The organism is Acinetobacter sp. BIGb0102 (assembly GCF_003815055.1).
GTDB lineage: Bacteria > Pseudomonadota > Gammaproteobacteria > Pseudomonadales > Moraxellaceae > Acinetobacter > Acinetobacter vivianii.
The window spans coordinates 143,258-155,963 of sequence record NZ_RKQE01000014.1; the positions used below are offsets into that span (position 1 = coordinate 143,258).

The 12,706-nt window shown below is 41.6% G+C and carries 11 protein-coding genes; 6 read left to right on the plus strand and 5 right to left on the minus strand.

Going from position 1 to position 12,706, the window contains the following annotated elements:
* Nucleotides 1-3: 3 nt before the first annotated feature.
* Both EC846_RS13995 and EC846_RS14000 read right to left on the minus strand, forming a co-directional pair.
* A complete protein-coding gene (locus tag EC846_RS13995) occupies nt 4-2,196 on the minus strand; it encodes a TonB-dependent siderophore receptor (protein WP_123775529.1) in 2,193 nt (730 codons plus the stop codon).
* A 197-nt stretch (nt 2,197-2,393) separates the two neighbouring features.
* Nucleotides 2,394-4,223, minus strand: a complete 1,830-nt coding sequence (locus EC846_RS14000; RefSeq protein WP_005259074.1) for a phosphoenolpyruvate carboxykinase (GTP) — start codon at nt 4,221-4,223, stop codon at nt 2,394-2,396.
* 398 nt (nt 4,224-4,621) lie between these two features.
* Here EC846_RS14000 and EC846_RS14005 point away from each other — a divergent pair, with 398 nt between their 5' ends.
* The 4 genes from EC846_RS14005 to groL all read left to right on the plus strand — a co-directional run bounded on the left by EC846_RS14005 (nt 4,622) and on the right by groL (nt 8,470).
* The gene (locus EC846_RS14005) at nt 4,622-5,560 is read left to right on the plus strand and encodes a diacylglycerol/lipid kinase family protein (RefSeq protein WP_123775530.1); all 939 of its coding nucleotides are present in this window, start codon (nt 4,622-4,624) and stop codon (nt 5,558-5,560) included.
* The gene (locus EC846_RS14010; RefSeq protein WP_069577560.1) at nt 5,541-6,308 is read left to right on the plus strand and encodes a metallophosphoesterase family protein; all 768 of its coding nucleotides are present in this window, start codon (nt 5,541-5,543) and stop codon (nt 6,306-6,308) included. Before EC846_RS14005 ends, EC846_RS14010 begins: the two co-directional genes overlap by 20 nt.
* 177 nt (nt 6,309-6,485) lie before the next feature.
* On the plus strand, nt 6,486-6,776 hold the full coding sequence (locus EC846_RS14015) for a co-chaperone GroES (protein WP_004652030.1): 291 nt from the start codon (nt 6,486-6,488) through the stop codon (nt 6,774-6,776).
* Between the two features lie 59 nt (nt 6,777-6,835).
* Nucleotides 6,836-8,470, plus strand: coding sequence for a chaperonin GroEL (gene groL / locus EC846_RS14020; RefSeq protein ID WP_123775531.1), 1,635 nt, complete (start codon nt 6,836-6,838; stop codon nt 8,468-8,470).
* A gap of 70 nt (nt 8,471-8,540) precedes the next feature.
* Here groL and EC846_RS14025 read toward each other — a convergent pair whose 3' ends face one another.
* Complete coding sequence (locus tag EC846_RS14025) at nt 8,541-8,915, minus strand: diacylglycerol kinase (RefSeq protein ID WP_123775532.1); 375 nt, start codon at nt 8,913-8,915, stop codon at nt 8,541-8,543.
* 192 nt (nt 8,916-9,107) lie between these two features.
* Between EC846_RS14025 and EC846_RS14030 the strand changes: the two genes are divergently transcribed.
* Together EC846_RS14030 and epmA are read left to right on the plus strand one after the other, a co-directional pair.
* The gene (locus EC846_RS14030; protein ID WP_123775533.1) at nt 9,108-10,172 is read left to right on the plus strand and encodes a 4-phosphoerythronate dehydrogenase; all 1,065 of its coding nucleotides are present in this window, start codon (nt 9,108-9,110) and stop codon (nt 10,170-10,172) included.
* Nucleotides 10,169-11,152 (plus strand): EF-P lysine aminoacylase EpmA, encoded by a 984-nt coding sequence (gene epmA / locus EC846_RS14035; RefSeq protein ID WP_123775534.1) that lies wholly within the window; start codon nt 10,169-10,171, stop codon nt 11,150-11,152. Before EC846_RS14030 ends, epmA begins: the two co-directional genes overlap by 4 nt.
* 18 nt (nt 11,153-11,170) lie before the next feature.
* Here the strand turns inward: epmA and EC846_RS14040 are convergent, their stop codons facing one another.
* Both EC846_RS14040 and EC846_RS18345 read right to left on the minus strand, forming a co-directional pair.
* Complete coding sequence (locus tag EC846_RS14040) at nt 11,171-12,298, minus strand: helix-turn-helix transcriptional regulator (RefSeq protein WP_123775535.1); 1,128 nt, start codon at nt 12,296-12,298, stop codon at nt 11,171-11,173.
* 182 nt (nt 12,299-12,480) lie between these two features.
* Nucleotides 12,481-12,642, minus strand: coding sequence for a hypothetical protein (locus EC846_RS18345; protein WP_171410032.1), 162 nt, complete (start codon nt 12,640-12,642; stop codon nt 12,481-12,483).
* Nucleotides 12,643-12,706 lie beyond the last annotated feature (64 nt).

The following is a 12,706-nucleotide window of genomic DNA, read 5'->3' on the forward strand; positions in this document are numbered from 1 at the left end:
TTATTAGTATTTAAATTTCAGGGCGACGGTATAGTTTGCTGGTTCTCCGTAGAATGCCTGCCCATCAGTGAAGCTGTTCAGGTATTTTTTATCGGTAACGTTATCGGCATTGGCCTGAATGCTAAAGTTTGGACTGACTTCATAACTCGCCATTAAGTTAAGCAAGGCGTAATCACTTTGTTTGAGATAAGTGTTGTAGCTTGGATCAAAGCGTGTGATTTTGCTTTGCCATTTTAGACCTGCACCAACTTTCAGTTTTGGTAGTTGGGTAGGCGAGTAGGTGGTTAACAGATTAAAGCTTTGGGTTGGATTGTAGGTTCGTGCTGCGCCATCATTTTTCAGATCTTGCAGGCTAAATTGGGTATAGCCGAGAGAAACATTGACTTGATCTGTTAATTGTCCAGCTAGGCCAACTTCTACACCTTGTGAACGTAAGTCACTGATTGCTGACGTACGGTTGAGCGGGTGGCTATCTGTCGGTCTGAGTGGATAATTATTTTCTTCAGTTCTAAACACCGCAAGTGTGCCTGTTAGCTTATTGTCTAACCATGCACTTTTCACCCCGATTTCGTAGCTTTTACCTTCGATTGGATCGGCTACTTTTCCTGTTGTTTCATCCACTGATGTTTGTGGGCGGAAGATCGAGGTATAACTCATATAACCTGTATATTCAGGGGTAAAGTTATAGGTAATACCTGCATATGGTGATACTTTGCTTTCATCATAATTCATTGGTGAGCTATAACTTGAGCCTTCACTCTTGGCTTGAACATAGTTCGCACCTAATGTGAGTTTGAGGTCATTGGTCAAATGTAGGCGTGTTGCAGCATAAACGGACTGATTGCGTTGGGTGTAATCCGCAGCATCCGTTAAAGCACTCCATGTTACATTGTTTGGTGTCCAGCTTGCCCAGCCAGTTGTACATTGTGTTGGATAGCTATTTGGGGCTGTACCACGAGTACATGTTCCGATATTACTGTCGAGGATTGTTCCAGATTTTTGCTTATCCTTTTGTTCGCTTTGAGAAAAAGTGTATCCCACAATTGCTTCGTGTTCGCGCCCTAAAAGATCGAATTTACCCTGTAGGTTAAAATCGGCAGTTTGTAATTTATTATGTTCTGTTCCACCCCAAGCTGTCAGATCTACATCTGAGCCATCCGCTTTAGGATAGCCATAATAGTAGAGTAATTGGCTTTGACGCTCTTTTTCATTGTAGTTGTAGCTAAGATTAGCCGACCATGTTTCCAGAAACTTTTGTTTTAATTCAATGAAAGCATTTCGAGAAGTGTTGTCCCAATATGCCCAGTCTGGATTTGGGTTGTAAGAACGATCATAAGTGATCTGCTTCCCTGAGGAATCCATGAGGGGTAAAGCACCCCAGTTGTTGGCATTTGGTTTGTTTTTTTCTTGGCTGGCGCCCACTGTAAGTAGGGTGCTATCTGTAAGATCAGCCTCTAAAACGCCTGCAATTCCGTTTTTTTCGGAAGAATAGCGATCTAAATGTGAGTCACCTGTTTGTTCAAAGCCAGCAAGACGACCACGAATATTGCCACTTGGTGTGAGGCTGCCAGAAGCATCTGCTTCGTAGCGTTGGGTGTCCCAAGAGCCATAGCTTAGTCCTGCATTGGCTTGAAACTCTTTAGTTGGGCGTTTGCGAATATAGTTAATGGTTGCACTCGGGTCACCAAACGCATTGGTTAATGCATCTGCACCTTTAATGACTTCAATGCGATCATAAAAGAAACTATCTGGATTGGTATCATTATAATTCCATGCGCTTGCAGGAAAGCCGACGCCATCGACCAGAATGTTCGAAATCTCAAAACCACGTGCCATATACACAGAGCGTTCAGTTTCAGATGAATTGACGATAACGCCCGGCGTATTATTTAAAATGTCACGGGAGCTGGTAAGGCCAAAATCATCAATTTGTTGACGTGTTACAACATTAATTGTTTGAGGAACTTCTTTGGCTTCAATGTTGAGCTTGGTTGCACTTGAGCTATTTTTAATGGTGTAAGCTTTGGTTTTTTCGCTGGTACTATCATCCTGAGTAGCTTGAACTTTAATTGTTGGGAGTTGTTGCGATCCTTCATCAAGTGCATGGCTATATGAGCTGATACTGACTAATGTGGAGATTGCTAAAAATAGAGGAGTGCGTTTGAACAGCGGAGAAGAACTCATGCCTACAACCATGTAAATGAGAAATATTATTATTACAATTATTGTTAATATTCGTTAACTTTGCAATTTATTTTGTCTAAAGCTTAATGGGAATAGTTAGAGCTAAGCAGGGGATTGATAGAAAATTTCGAAAAGCCATTAAAAAAGGCCGCCTAAGCGACCTTTTCATTCTCTCTGAATCCCTCTTTTAAAGAGGGAGGCGAAAGAGATTAAGCAGATTTAACAGCTGCTAATAATTCATTTTGACGATCTTTAAGTGCCTGAGGTAAGCGATCACCAAGTTTAGTAAATAGCTCGGTGTGGCTTTCAAGTTCTTTGATCCACTGGTCTTTATCTTGCGCTGTTACTGTGTTGAATTGTTCTTTAGAGAACTCAATACCAGTCCAGTTCAATTGTTCGTAAGTTGGAACATAACCGATTGGTGTCTCAGTCGCTTCAGCGCGGCCTTCACAACGATCGATGATCCACTCAAGAACACGCATGTTTTGACCAAAACCAGGCCATACGAAGTTGCCTTCAGCGTCACGACGGAACCAGTTTACGTTGAAGATTTTTGGTAATTTGTTACCAGCGGCTTCAGCTTTCGCGCCAACTTCTTTACCTAGTTGTAACCAGTGACCGAAGTAATCAGCCATGTTATAACCAGCAAATGGAAGCATTGCGAATGGGTCGCGACGAACGATACCTTGTTGACCAACAGCCGCAGCAGTTGTTTCAGAACCCATAGTTGCAGCTTTATAAACGCCATCAACCCAGTCAAATGCTTCAGAGACTAAAGGCACTGTGTCTGCACGACGACCGCCAAAGATGAATGCAGAGATTGGTACACCCGCTGGATTTTCCCAGTCAGCATCAATCGAAGGGCATTGACCCGCAGAAACGGTAAAGCGTGAGTTTGGATGCGCAGCTTTTTCGCCTTCAACGTATGGTTGGCCTTTCCAAGTGATAAGATCAGCTGGAACTTCTTTAGTTAGGCCTTCCCACCATACTTCGCCGTCTTTAGTCACTGCAACGTTGGTATAGATAACATCTTTATGCATCGTTGCGATACAGTTCGGGTTGGTTTTGGTATTTGTACCCGGCGCAACACCGAAGAAACCAGCTTCAGGGTTGATTGCGTATAAGCGACCATCTTCACCTGGTTTGATCCAAGCAATATCGTCACCTACAGTCTCAATCTTCCAGCCTTCATAGCCAGCTGGTGGAATCAACATTGCAAAGTTAGTTTTACCACAAGCAGAAGGGAATGCAGCTGCGATGTAGTGTTTTTCACCTTGCGGATTAGTCACGCCTAAAATAAGCATGTGTTCAGCTAACCAGCCTTGTTCACGACCCATTGCAGAAGCAATACGTAATGCTAAGCACTTTTTACCAAGTAAAGCATTACCGCCGTAACCAGAACCGTAAGACCAGATTTCACGAGTTTCTGGATAGTGAACGATATATTTTTCGTTGTTGCATGGCCAAGCAACATCTTTTTGACCATCTTTAAGCGGTGCAGCAACCGTGTGTACACATGGGATGAATTCGCCATCTGTGCCTAACACGTCATAAACTGCTTTGCCCATACGTGCCATTTTTGTCATGCTGACAGCAACGTAAGGCGAATCTGTTAATTCGATACCGATGTGAGCAATGTGGCTTCCTAAAGGACCCATCGAGAAGGGAACCACATACATGGTACGGCCTTCCATTGCGCCGTCAAATAATCCATTTAATTTTGCGCGCATTTCCGCAGGTGCAACCCAGTTATTTGTTGCGCCAGCATCTTCTTCATTTTGTGAACAGATATAAGTGCGGTCTTCAACACGAGCAACGTCAGAAGGATCAGAATTTGCAAGATAAGAACCAGGATGTTTTTCTTGGTTGAGCTTTTGCATGGTGCCGTTAGCGATCATCAAGTCCATTAGACGTTGATATTCCTCTTCGCTTCCGTCACACCATTCGATATTTGCTGGTTTGGTTAATTTTGCAATTTCTTCCACCCATGCAATTAGCTTAGGGTGACGAACGAATTCTGGTGCGTTCACTTGGGTCATGGTGATGCCTTTTTAAAGTGTGTACAACGTACAAGTTCTATCTACTGGATGACAGTAAGACAGATGAAGTAAAAAAAGTGGCTGTATTAAAGCATAAAATCATAAAAAATATAAGACTAAAGAATAGGGTGGGGTCTAAAGCATGGAATCCACTTTTGTTTTTAAAGCATTGTTTTTACTTAACTTAATCATTTTATATTTTGCTATTTTGTTTTTTTATATATGTTATTTTTGTTATAAATTTTTAATAAAAACAAGTGTTTAGTATATTTTAAAATTTCTTGAGAATTGTTATTGATTATATGAATGAAGCTCATTCAAAATTTACATAAACAAGCTATTATTTGTTGATTTTGTAAACAAAAATAAGCCTGTAATCTTCTTTAAGGTTGAAAATTATGGCCCCCGATGTAAAGCCTTTGTCTATTATTTATAATCAAAAATCAGGTTTTCATGCAGCACAACAAGATGAAGAATATGAGCGTCTGATGACCTTCTGGACGCAATATGGATTCGAAATTCAGGTTTTTGAGCTGAGTTCTCAAACTGATTTTGATGCCATGATGAGAACGGTGCTGGCTCGACATCAACAGACTGCGTCACGCGGTGTTGTGGTGGGAGCGGGAGGAGATGGCACTTTAAATGCGGTGGCAAAAAAGTTGATGCATACCGATATTCCGATGGGCATTATTCCGTTGGGGACTTTTAATTATGTCGCACGTGTCTTGAATATCCCGCTAGATGTTTTTGAGGCGGCAGAAGTGATTGCAACTGGCGCGATTCAAAAAGTCCATATTGCCACGATCAATGACCAGATTTACTTAAATAATGCCAGTCTTGGGCTATATCCTTTATTTATTAAAAAACGGGAACGTTTTAATCAGCATTTTGGACGGCTTCCTTTAAATGCTTATACCTCTGCGCTGGATGTATTACTGCGTGAGCATAAATCCTTAAAGCTTTCCGTGAGCGTAGATGGGGAAAAATATCCAGTCGCAACACCATTGATTTTCTTTGGTAATAATCAGTTGCAACTCAGCGACATGAAATTAAGAATTGCGGAATGTGCTGCCAATGGCAAACTGGCGGGCGTGGTGGTGGCTAAAAGTGATCGTTTCAGTTTATTGAAAATGTTATGGAAACTGATTCAGGGAAAAATCGATCAGGCTTCAGGTGTTTATTCATTTTGTGCTGAACATATACTGGTTGAGTGTAAAAAACCACAGTTAACGGTTGCGTTAGATGGGGAGTTGAAGGAGATGCAAACTCCATTAAAATTTGCAGTCGAAAAATCTGCGTTAAAAGTGATGGTTCCGAATGTTATTACATCTGTCTGATCTGCATTTTGGAACAGAGCGTGAAGCTTGTATTGACGCGATCAAGGCGTTTTGTCAGCAGCATCGTCCAGAAGCTGTGGTGGTGAGCGGTGATCTGACACAACGTGCGCGTATTAAGCAGTTTTATGCCTGCCGTCAATTTCTGGATGCACTGTCGATTCCTTATCTGGTGGTGCCAGGCAATCACGATATTCCGCTTTATCACGTCTGGAACCGTTTTTTTTCTCCTTTTGTGCGTTATCAGGCTTTTTTCGGTCGCATGGAAACCACTTTGGAGACTGAACATTTCTATCTGGTTGGTGTAAACAGTATTCGGCGGCGATATCACACCCGAGGACATGTTTCACTGGAGCAGATTCATGAAACTTATGAGCGGTTGAACAGTGCGCCAGCCAATAAAATAAAAATCGTGGTATTCCATCAACCTTTTTATACCTTTCCAAATGACCATGGCGATAAGGACTGCCCCGTATTGGGAAAAATTGCTTTAGAACAATGGGGCAAAACAGGTTTGTTCGGTCTTTTGCATGGTCACTTACATAAAGTGGCAGTACACGATCTCAATCAGATTTTTCATTTAGGATTTGATCATCCTATTCTGGATATTCATGCAGGAACGGCCACATCTAAGCGTTTACGTTTTGGATTATCAAATAGTTTTAATGTGATTTCGGATGACGGTCTGATAGAGCATTACTGGTTTGATGAATCTGTTAAAACATTTGTGAAATCACAAAATGTTGTTTAATTCGGCATAACTTCATTATTGTGATTAAAAAAACATCTATAAATAGAATTTTTTTTCATTTTCCCCTTGAAGCCATTTTTTTCATCCCCAAAAAAGTGGCATACCAAAATTTTATATGTGTTGCCACGAACTGGTGACACACATTAATCAATAAGACTAAGTCTGATGGAGTTAACTATGAGCAACATTCGTCCATTACATGATCGTGTTGTGATTCGTCGCGTAGAAGAAGAAACTAAAACGGCTGGTGGTATTTTACTTCCAGGTTCTGCTGCTGAAAAACCATCTCAAGGTGAAGTAATTGCAGTGGGTAATGGTCAGATCACTGACAACGGCGTTCGTGCTTTAGACGTTAAAGTTGGCGACAAAGTATTGTTCGGTACTTATGCGGGTACAACAGTAAAAGTAAGTGGTGAAGAACTCTTGATTATGAAAGAGTCAGATATCTTAGCTGTGCTTGAAGGCTAATCGACACATAACTCAAATTTATTATCAGATTCAGTATTTAAAAAGATTCGGAGTTTAACATGTCAGCTAAAGACGTAAAATTTGGTGATTCAGCTCGCTCAAAAATGATTGCAGGCGTTAACGTACTTGCAGATGCTGTAAAAGTAACTTTAGGTCCTAAAGGCCGTAATGTTGTAATCGACCGTTCTTTCAGTGCGCCACACATCACTAAAGACGGTGTGACTGTTGCAAAAGAAATTTCTTTGAAAGACAAGTTTGAAAACATGGGGGCTCAACTTGTTCGTGAAGTTTCTTCTAAAACAAATGACATCGCGGGTGACGGTACAACAACTGCAACTGTACTTGCTCAAGCAATTTTAAATGAAGGGATCAAATCAGTAACTGCTGGTATGAACCCAATGGATTTAAAACGTGGTATCGACATCGCTGTAAAAACAGTTGTTGAAAATATCCGTACCAATGCAAAACCTGCTGATGATTTCAAAGCAATTGAACAAGTAGGTTCAATCTCTGCGAACTCTGATACAACTGTGGGTAAACTTATCGCTCAAGCGATGGAAAAAGTAGGTAAAGAAGGTGTTATCACTGTAGAAGAAGGTTCTGGCTTCGAAGACGCTTTAGACGTTGTAGAAGGTATGCAGTTCGATCGTGGTTATATCTCTCCATACTTCGCGAACAAGCAAGATACGCTTACTGCTGAACTTGAAAATCCATTTATCCTTCTTGTTGATAAAAAAATCAGCAATATCCGTGAATTGATTACCGTATTAGAAGCTGTTGCTAAAACAGGTAAACCACTTCTTATCATCGCTGAAGATGTTGAAGGCGAAGCGCTTGCTACACTTGTTGTGAACAACATGCGCGGTATTATCAAAGTATGTGCTGTTAAAGCACCTGGTTTTGGTGACCGTCGTAAAGCAATGCTTCAAGACATCGCGATCTTGACTGGCGCGACTGTCATTTCTGAAGAAGTTGGTATGTCTTTAGAGCAAGCTTCTCTTCAAGATTTGGGTACTGCACACAAAATTACGGTATCTAAAGAAAACACTGTGATCGTTGATGGTGCGGGTAATGCTGCACAAATCGCTGAACGTGTTCAACAGATCCGTGCGCAAATCGAAGAATCTACTTCTGAATATGACAAAGAAAAACTTCAAGAACGCGTTGCTAAATTAGCAGGCGGTGTTGCAGTCATCAAAATTGGTGCAGCAACTGAAGTTGAAATGAAAGAGAAGAAAGACCGTGTAGATGATGCACTTCACGCAACTCGCGCAGCGGTTGAAGAAGGTGTTGTTGCCGGTGGTGGTGTTGCATTAGTACGCGCTGTAAATGTGTTAGATGGCTTAAAAGGCGCTAACGAAGATCAAACAGCAGGTATCAACATTTTACGTCGTGCGATCGAAGCGCCACTTCGTCAAATCGTTTCAAACGCAGGCGATGAGCCTTCTGTTGTGATTAATGCAGTTAAAGCGGGTGAAGGTAACTTTGGTTATAACGCTGCTACTGGTGAATATGGCGACATGTTAGAAATGGGTATCCTTGACCCTGCTAAAGTAACGCGTTCTGCACTTGAACACGCAGCTTCTGTTGCTGGTTTGATGCTGACAACTGAATGCATGATTACTGACATCCCAGAAGACAAACCAGCTGCACCAGATATGGGTGGCATGGGTGGTATGGGCGGCATGATGTAATTACATCTACGTCTAGATAAAAAAATCCCTGCATATGCAGGGATTTTTTTATGCGCAAAATATTGAATGTTTATTTAAATAAAATAATTGTCCAAGTGAAAAAGATAATGGCTAAAGAAACAAATTGCGCAGCGCTACCCATATCTTTGGCATTTTTAGACAGCTCATGTTTCTCAAGTGAAATGCGGTCAACAACGGCTTCAATGGCTGAATTGAATAATTCTACAATAATCGCCAACAGACATACCGCAACCATTAAGGCTTGTTCCAAAGCCGAGACATGCACAAAAAAGCTCAGCGGAATGAGGATGATATTGAGCAAAATGACTTGTCTAAACGCTGCTTCATGGCTAAACGCTGCTTTAAAGCCTGCCAGTGAATAGCCCGTTGCATTTAAAATCCGTTTGAGGCCATTTTTGCCTTTATAAGGAGAGTAGGGGGTCATTGCGATTTGGAGTGACTGGAGAAAGCTTAAGTATAAATCCAAACATGTTGCAGTAAATTGGCAATATGTCGCATGCGTGTACCAATCAAGACAGTTTTCTGCCAGCGAATCTCATCAGAGTTGCATTTATGAATTGTCAATTCAGATCAGGCTAAGGATAATAAGCACAGGTCTATTGAGGGAAAATTCTGCATGAAAATTATCGCAGATGAAAATTTGGCATTTACCGATTATTTCTTTGCGGAATTTGCAGAAATACAGCATCGGGCAGGACGTACCTTGACGCATCACGATGTACAGGATGCAGACGCACTCTTGGTACGTTCGGTAACCAAAGTGAACCATGCCCTGATTGATCAGACTAAAATTAAATTTGTTGGCAGTGCCACAATTGGAACTGATCATCTAGATATTCAGGCTTTAGAACAACAAAACATTGCTTGGAGCAATGCACCGGGTTGTAATGCACAAGCGGTGGCAGAATATGTGATTACTGCCTTGCTGCATTTAAATGTTGATTTATTAGAGAAAAATAAGGACTTCACTTTAGCAATTGTGGGTCTTGGCAATGTGGGTAGCCGACTGGCGGTGATGGCGCAGCTATTGGGCTGGAATGTGATTGGTTATGATCCTTATGTGCAACTTGCGGGGATTGAAAATGTTTCCTTTGATGCGTTGCTAAAACGCGCCGATGCTATCTCAATTCATGTACCACTCACTGTCTCTGGTGATTATCCAACCCAGCATTTATTTGATACGACTGCATTTGCTGCAATGAAACCATCCGCTATTTTAATCAATAGTGCGCGTGGGCCTGTGGTTGAGCAAACGGCCTTGATGGAGGATATTCCAACAACCAAACGTCAAGTAGTGCTGGATGTATTTGAATTCGAGCCAGAAATTTCAGAACAATTACTGGATTTATTGGCATTAGCGACGCCGCATATTGCGGGTTATAGTCTGGAAGGCAAGGCCAGAGGTACGCAGATGATCTATGAGGCTTTTTGCCAGACGTTTGCTTATGAGGTGACAAAACGTTTTGAGAGCCAGTTGCCACAGGTACCACAATACTTTGAGCAGGATTTAAAAGCTGCGCTTAAACAGCATCTCACGCAGATTTATGATATTGCTGCGGATGATCAGCAACTCCGTGCTTGTGTTCAGGATGGCAAGGTTGAGCAAACCGCATTTGATTTACTCCGAAAAAATTATCCTTTGCGCCGAGAATGGGCTGCACATGGTGGGCCAAAAGCATGAGCGAGACGATGAAAAACTATCAGCCAACGTGCTCCATTGAAGCCTTAAAAGCACGTGCAGCGATGTATCAGAAAATCCGCCAGTTTTTTGCTGAACGTGAAGTACTTGAAGTGGAAACCCCAGTCCTATCTCAGGCGGGTGTGACCGATGTGCATTTGGCTTCAGTGCAGGTACAGCGTCATATTCATGGCAAATTAAATACGCAATATTTACAAACCTCACCCGAGTTTCCAATGAAACGCTTATTGGCCAGTGGTAGTGGGCCAATCTATCAAATCTGTAAAGTATTCCGTGATGATGAGCATGGGCGTAAGCACAACAGTGAATTTACCATGCTGGAATGGTATCGTCCGGGTCTGGATCTAAAGGCACTGATGCATGAAACTGCGGACTTGTTAGAAACATGCTTGGCACACCGTTTCGGTGAAATTCGTCCAGTGATTCTCAGTTATAAGCATGCCTTTCAGGATCGTCTGGATATTAATCCGTTGCAGGCAACCTTAAAACAACTCAAAGATACGGCTAATCGTGTCGGTCTGAATCTTGATTTAGGTGATGATCGTCTGGGGTATATGGACTTGTTATTTTCGCACTTTGTTGAACCAAGTTTGGGCTTCGATGCACCCGTATTTTTAACTAATTTTCCACCTGAAATGGCTTCATTGGCAAAAGTGAAACAGGATGAAGAGGGTGAACTGGTCGCAGCGCGTTTTGAGGTCTATATCGAAGGTCTGGAACTGGCAAATGCCTATGATGAATTGCTAGATGCAGATGTGTTGGCCTCCCGCTTTGAAGCTGATAATGCAGAGCGCGCACAACAAGGCTTAGCCGTCATTCCAACCGATCAATATTTATTGGCAGCTTTGCCTAATATGCCTGAATGTTCTGGGATTGCGTTAGGTATTGATCGTTTGCTGATGGTTGCGATGAATCAGGTCAAGATTGATCAGGTGATTGCGTTCCCTGCCGAGATTGCATAACGCTGCCTATTTTAAAACTTAGAGTAATTGCATCAGCAACTGGATCAGTTCACTTTGTCGATGTGTTTTGGTCTTTTTGAAAATAGCTTGCAGGTGCTTTTTTACGGTATCAGCCTGAATTTCATATAAAAGAGCAATTTCTTTGGTGGTTTTGCCCTTAAGCAGTTGCTCGCATATTTTATGTTCTACGGGGGTGAACATAAAAAGCTGTCTACATCGGTCTTTCTGATATTTAGGCTGATGTTGAAGCCCTGAAAATGTTGCCAGTAATACTGGGCGTAAACCGAAAATCTTATGGGTCTTTTCGGGGCAAAGTAGATCCAGCGTTAAAAATAGCTGATGATCTAAGTGCATCACCTGACTTCGTTCAGCATACGCTACGTCTGAATAGGTATTATGCAGACGTTCTAATTCAAGCAAATGTTGTTCAAATTTTTGCTGTTGATGGGGTTTGAAAAAGAAGCGACGCTGTTCAATCTGGATGTGTGCATTATTTTCGATAAATTTTTCAGCCTCTCCATTCATTTCCAGAATATCGCCGTTGAGATTTATAATCGCAATTGGCTGATTCATTTTCTGGATCAATTGTGACCCAAGCAAGGTCATGGTGGAATATTCAAAATGATGGCGATAGTGCTGAAGCTTTTGCTGGATCTGAGGCAAGATCTCATAAATCGGTTGGAGTTCAGAGCAACTTAATGCACCACGATCAGGACTGGTCAGAAAGGCCAGAATCACACAGACTTTATGATCATAAATAACCTGAAGTGCTGAGCAAAAACGTAAATTAAGTGGTTGTAAAATTTGTTGATAGACTTGCGTCTGAACAATGTCCTGTTCCGTAAAATGTTGGCTGCAATGCATCCAGCCCGTGATTGGTGCTGCCAATAATTTTTTTAATTGTGGGTCATCATCAATGGCTAAACGAAGTTGTTGTAGAGCCGCTTGTTCAAGTTGATGGGGATCAAGATTAACCCCATGATGCACACTGAATGAGAGTGCCTGCACCTCGAGATCAACTGCAAGAAGTTGTGCTGCCTGAAAGTCAAAATGATGGTTAAGCTCTTTGAGGAAAATCATCCAGTCATCAGCATGCTGAACCTTGTTCAGGATTTCCAGTACAGCATGAGATTGGGTTTGATTCATTTAAAGCGTCCAGCAAAGAACAAGAACTATTTCCATATAGTCTATATGGGTTTTACCAAAATAAAATTATCAATCAGAAAAAATGTGATTTTTTATGCAATCAAAAGATGAGTTAAGCCATTCAGGTAAGACAGAACAAAATGAATTGCCTAAACCCATTACAGATTTAGGCAAGATTAAATTTAGCAACGGCCTTTTTTGGCCTGTCCTGGTGGGCAAAAGTCACTATGACCATCGTGATAACCTTCTGGATCAACCACAACACTGCCATGTGGCGTATGTGCCGCACAAGCGGATAGACTGAATGTGAATAACAGACAAAGGTAGAGTGATATTTTTTTCATGGTTCCATCCCGTATTTTTATTGCTTTGAATATCACTTTAAAACGATCGGTTCGTTTTTACCAG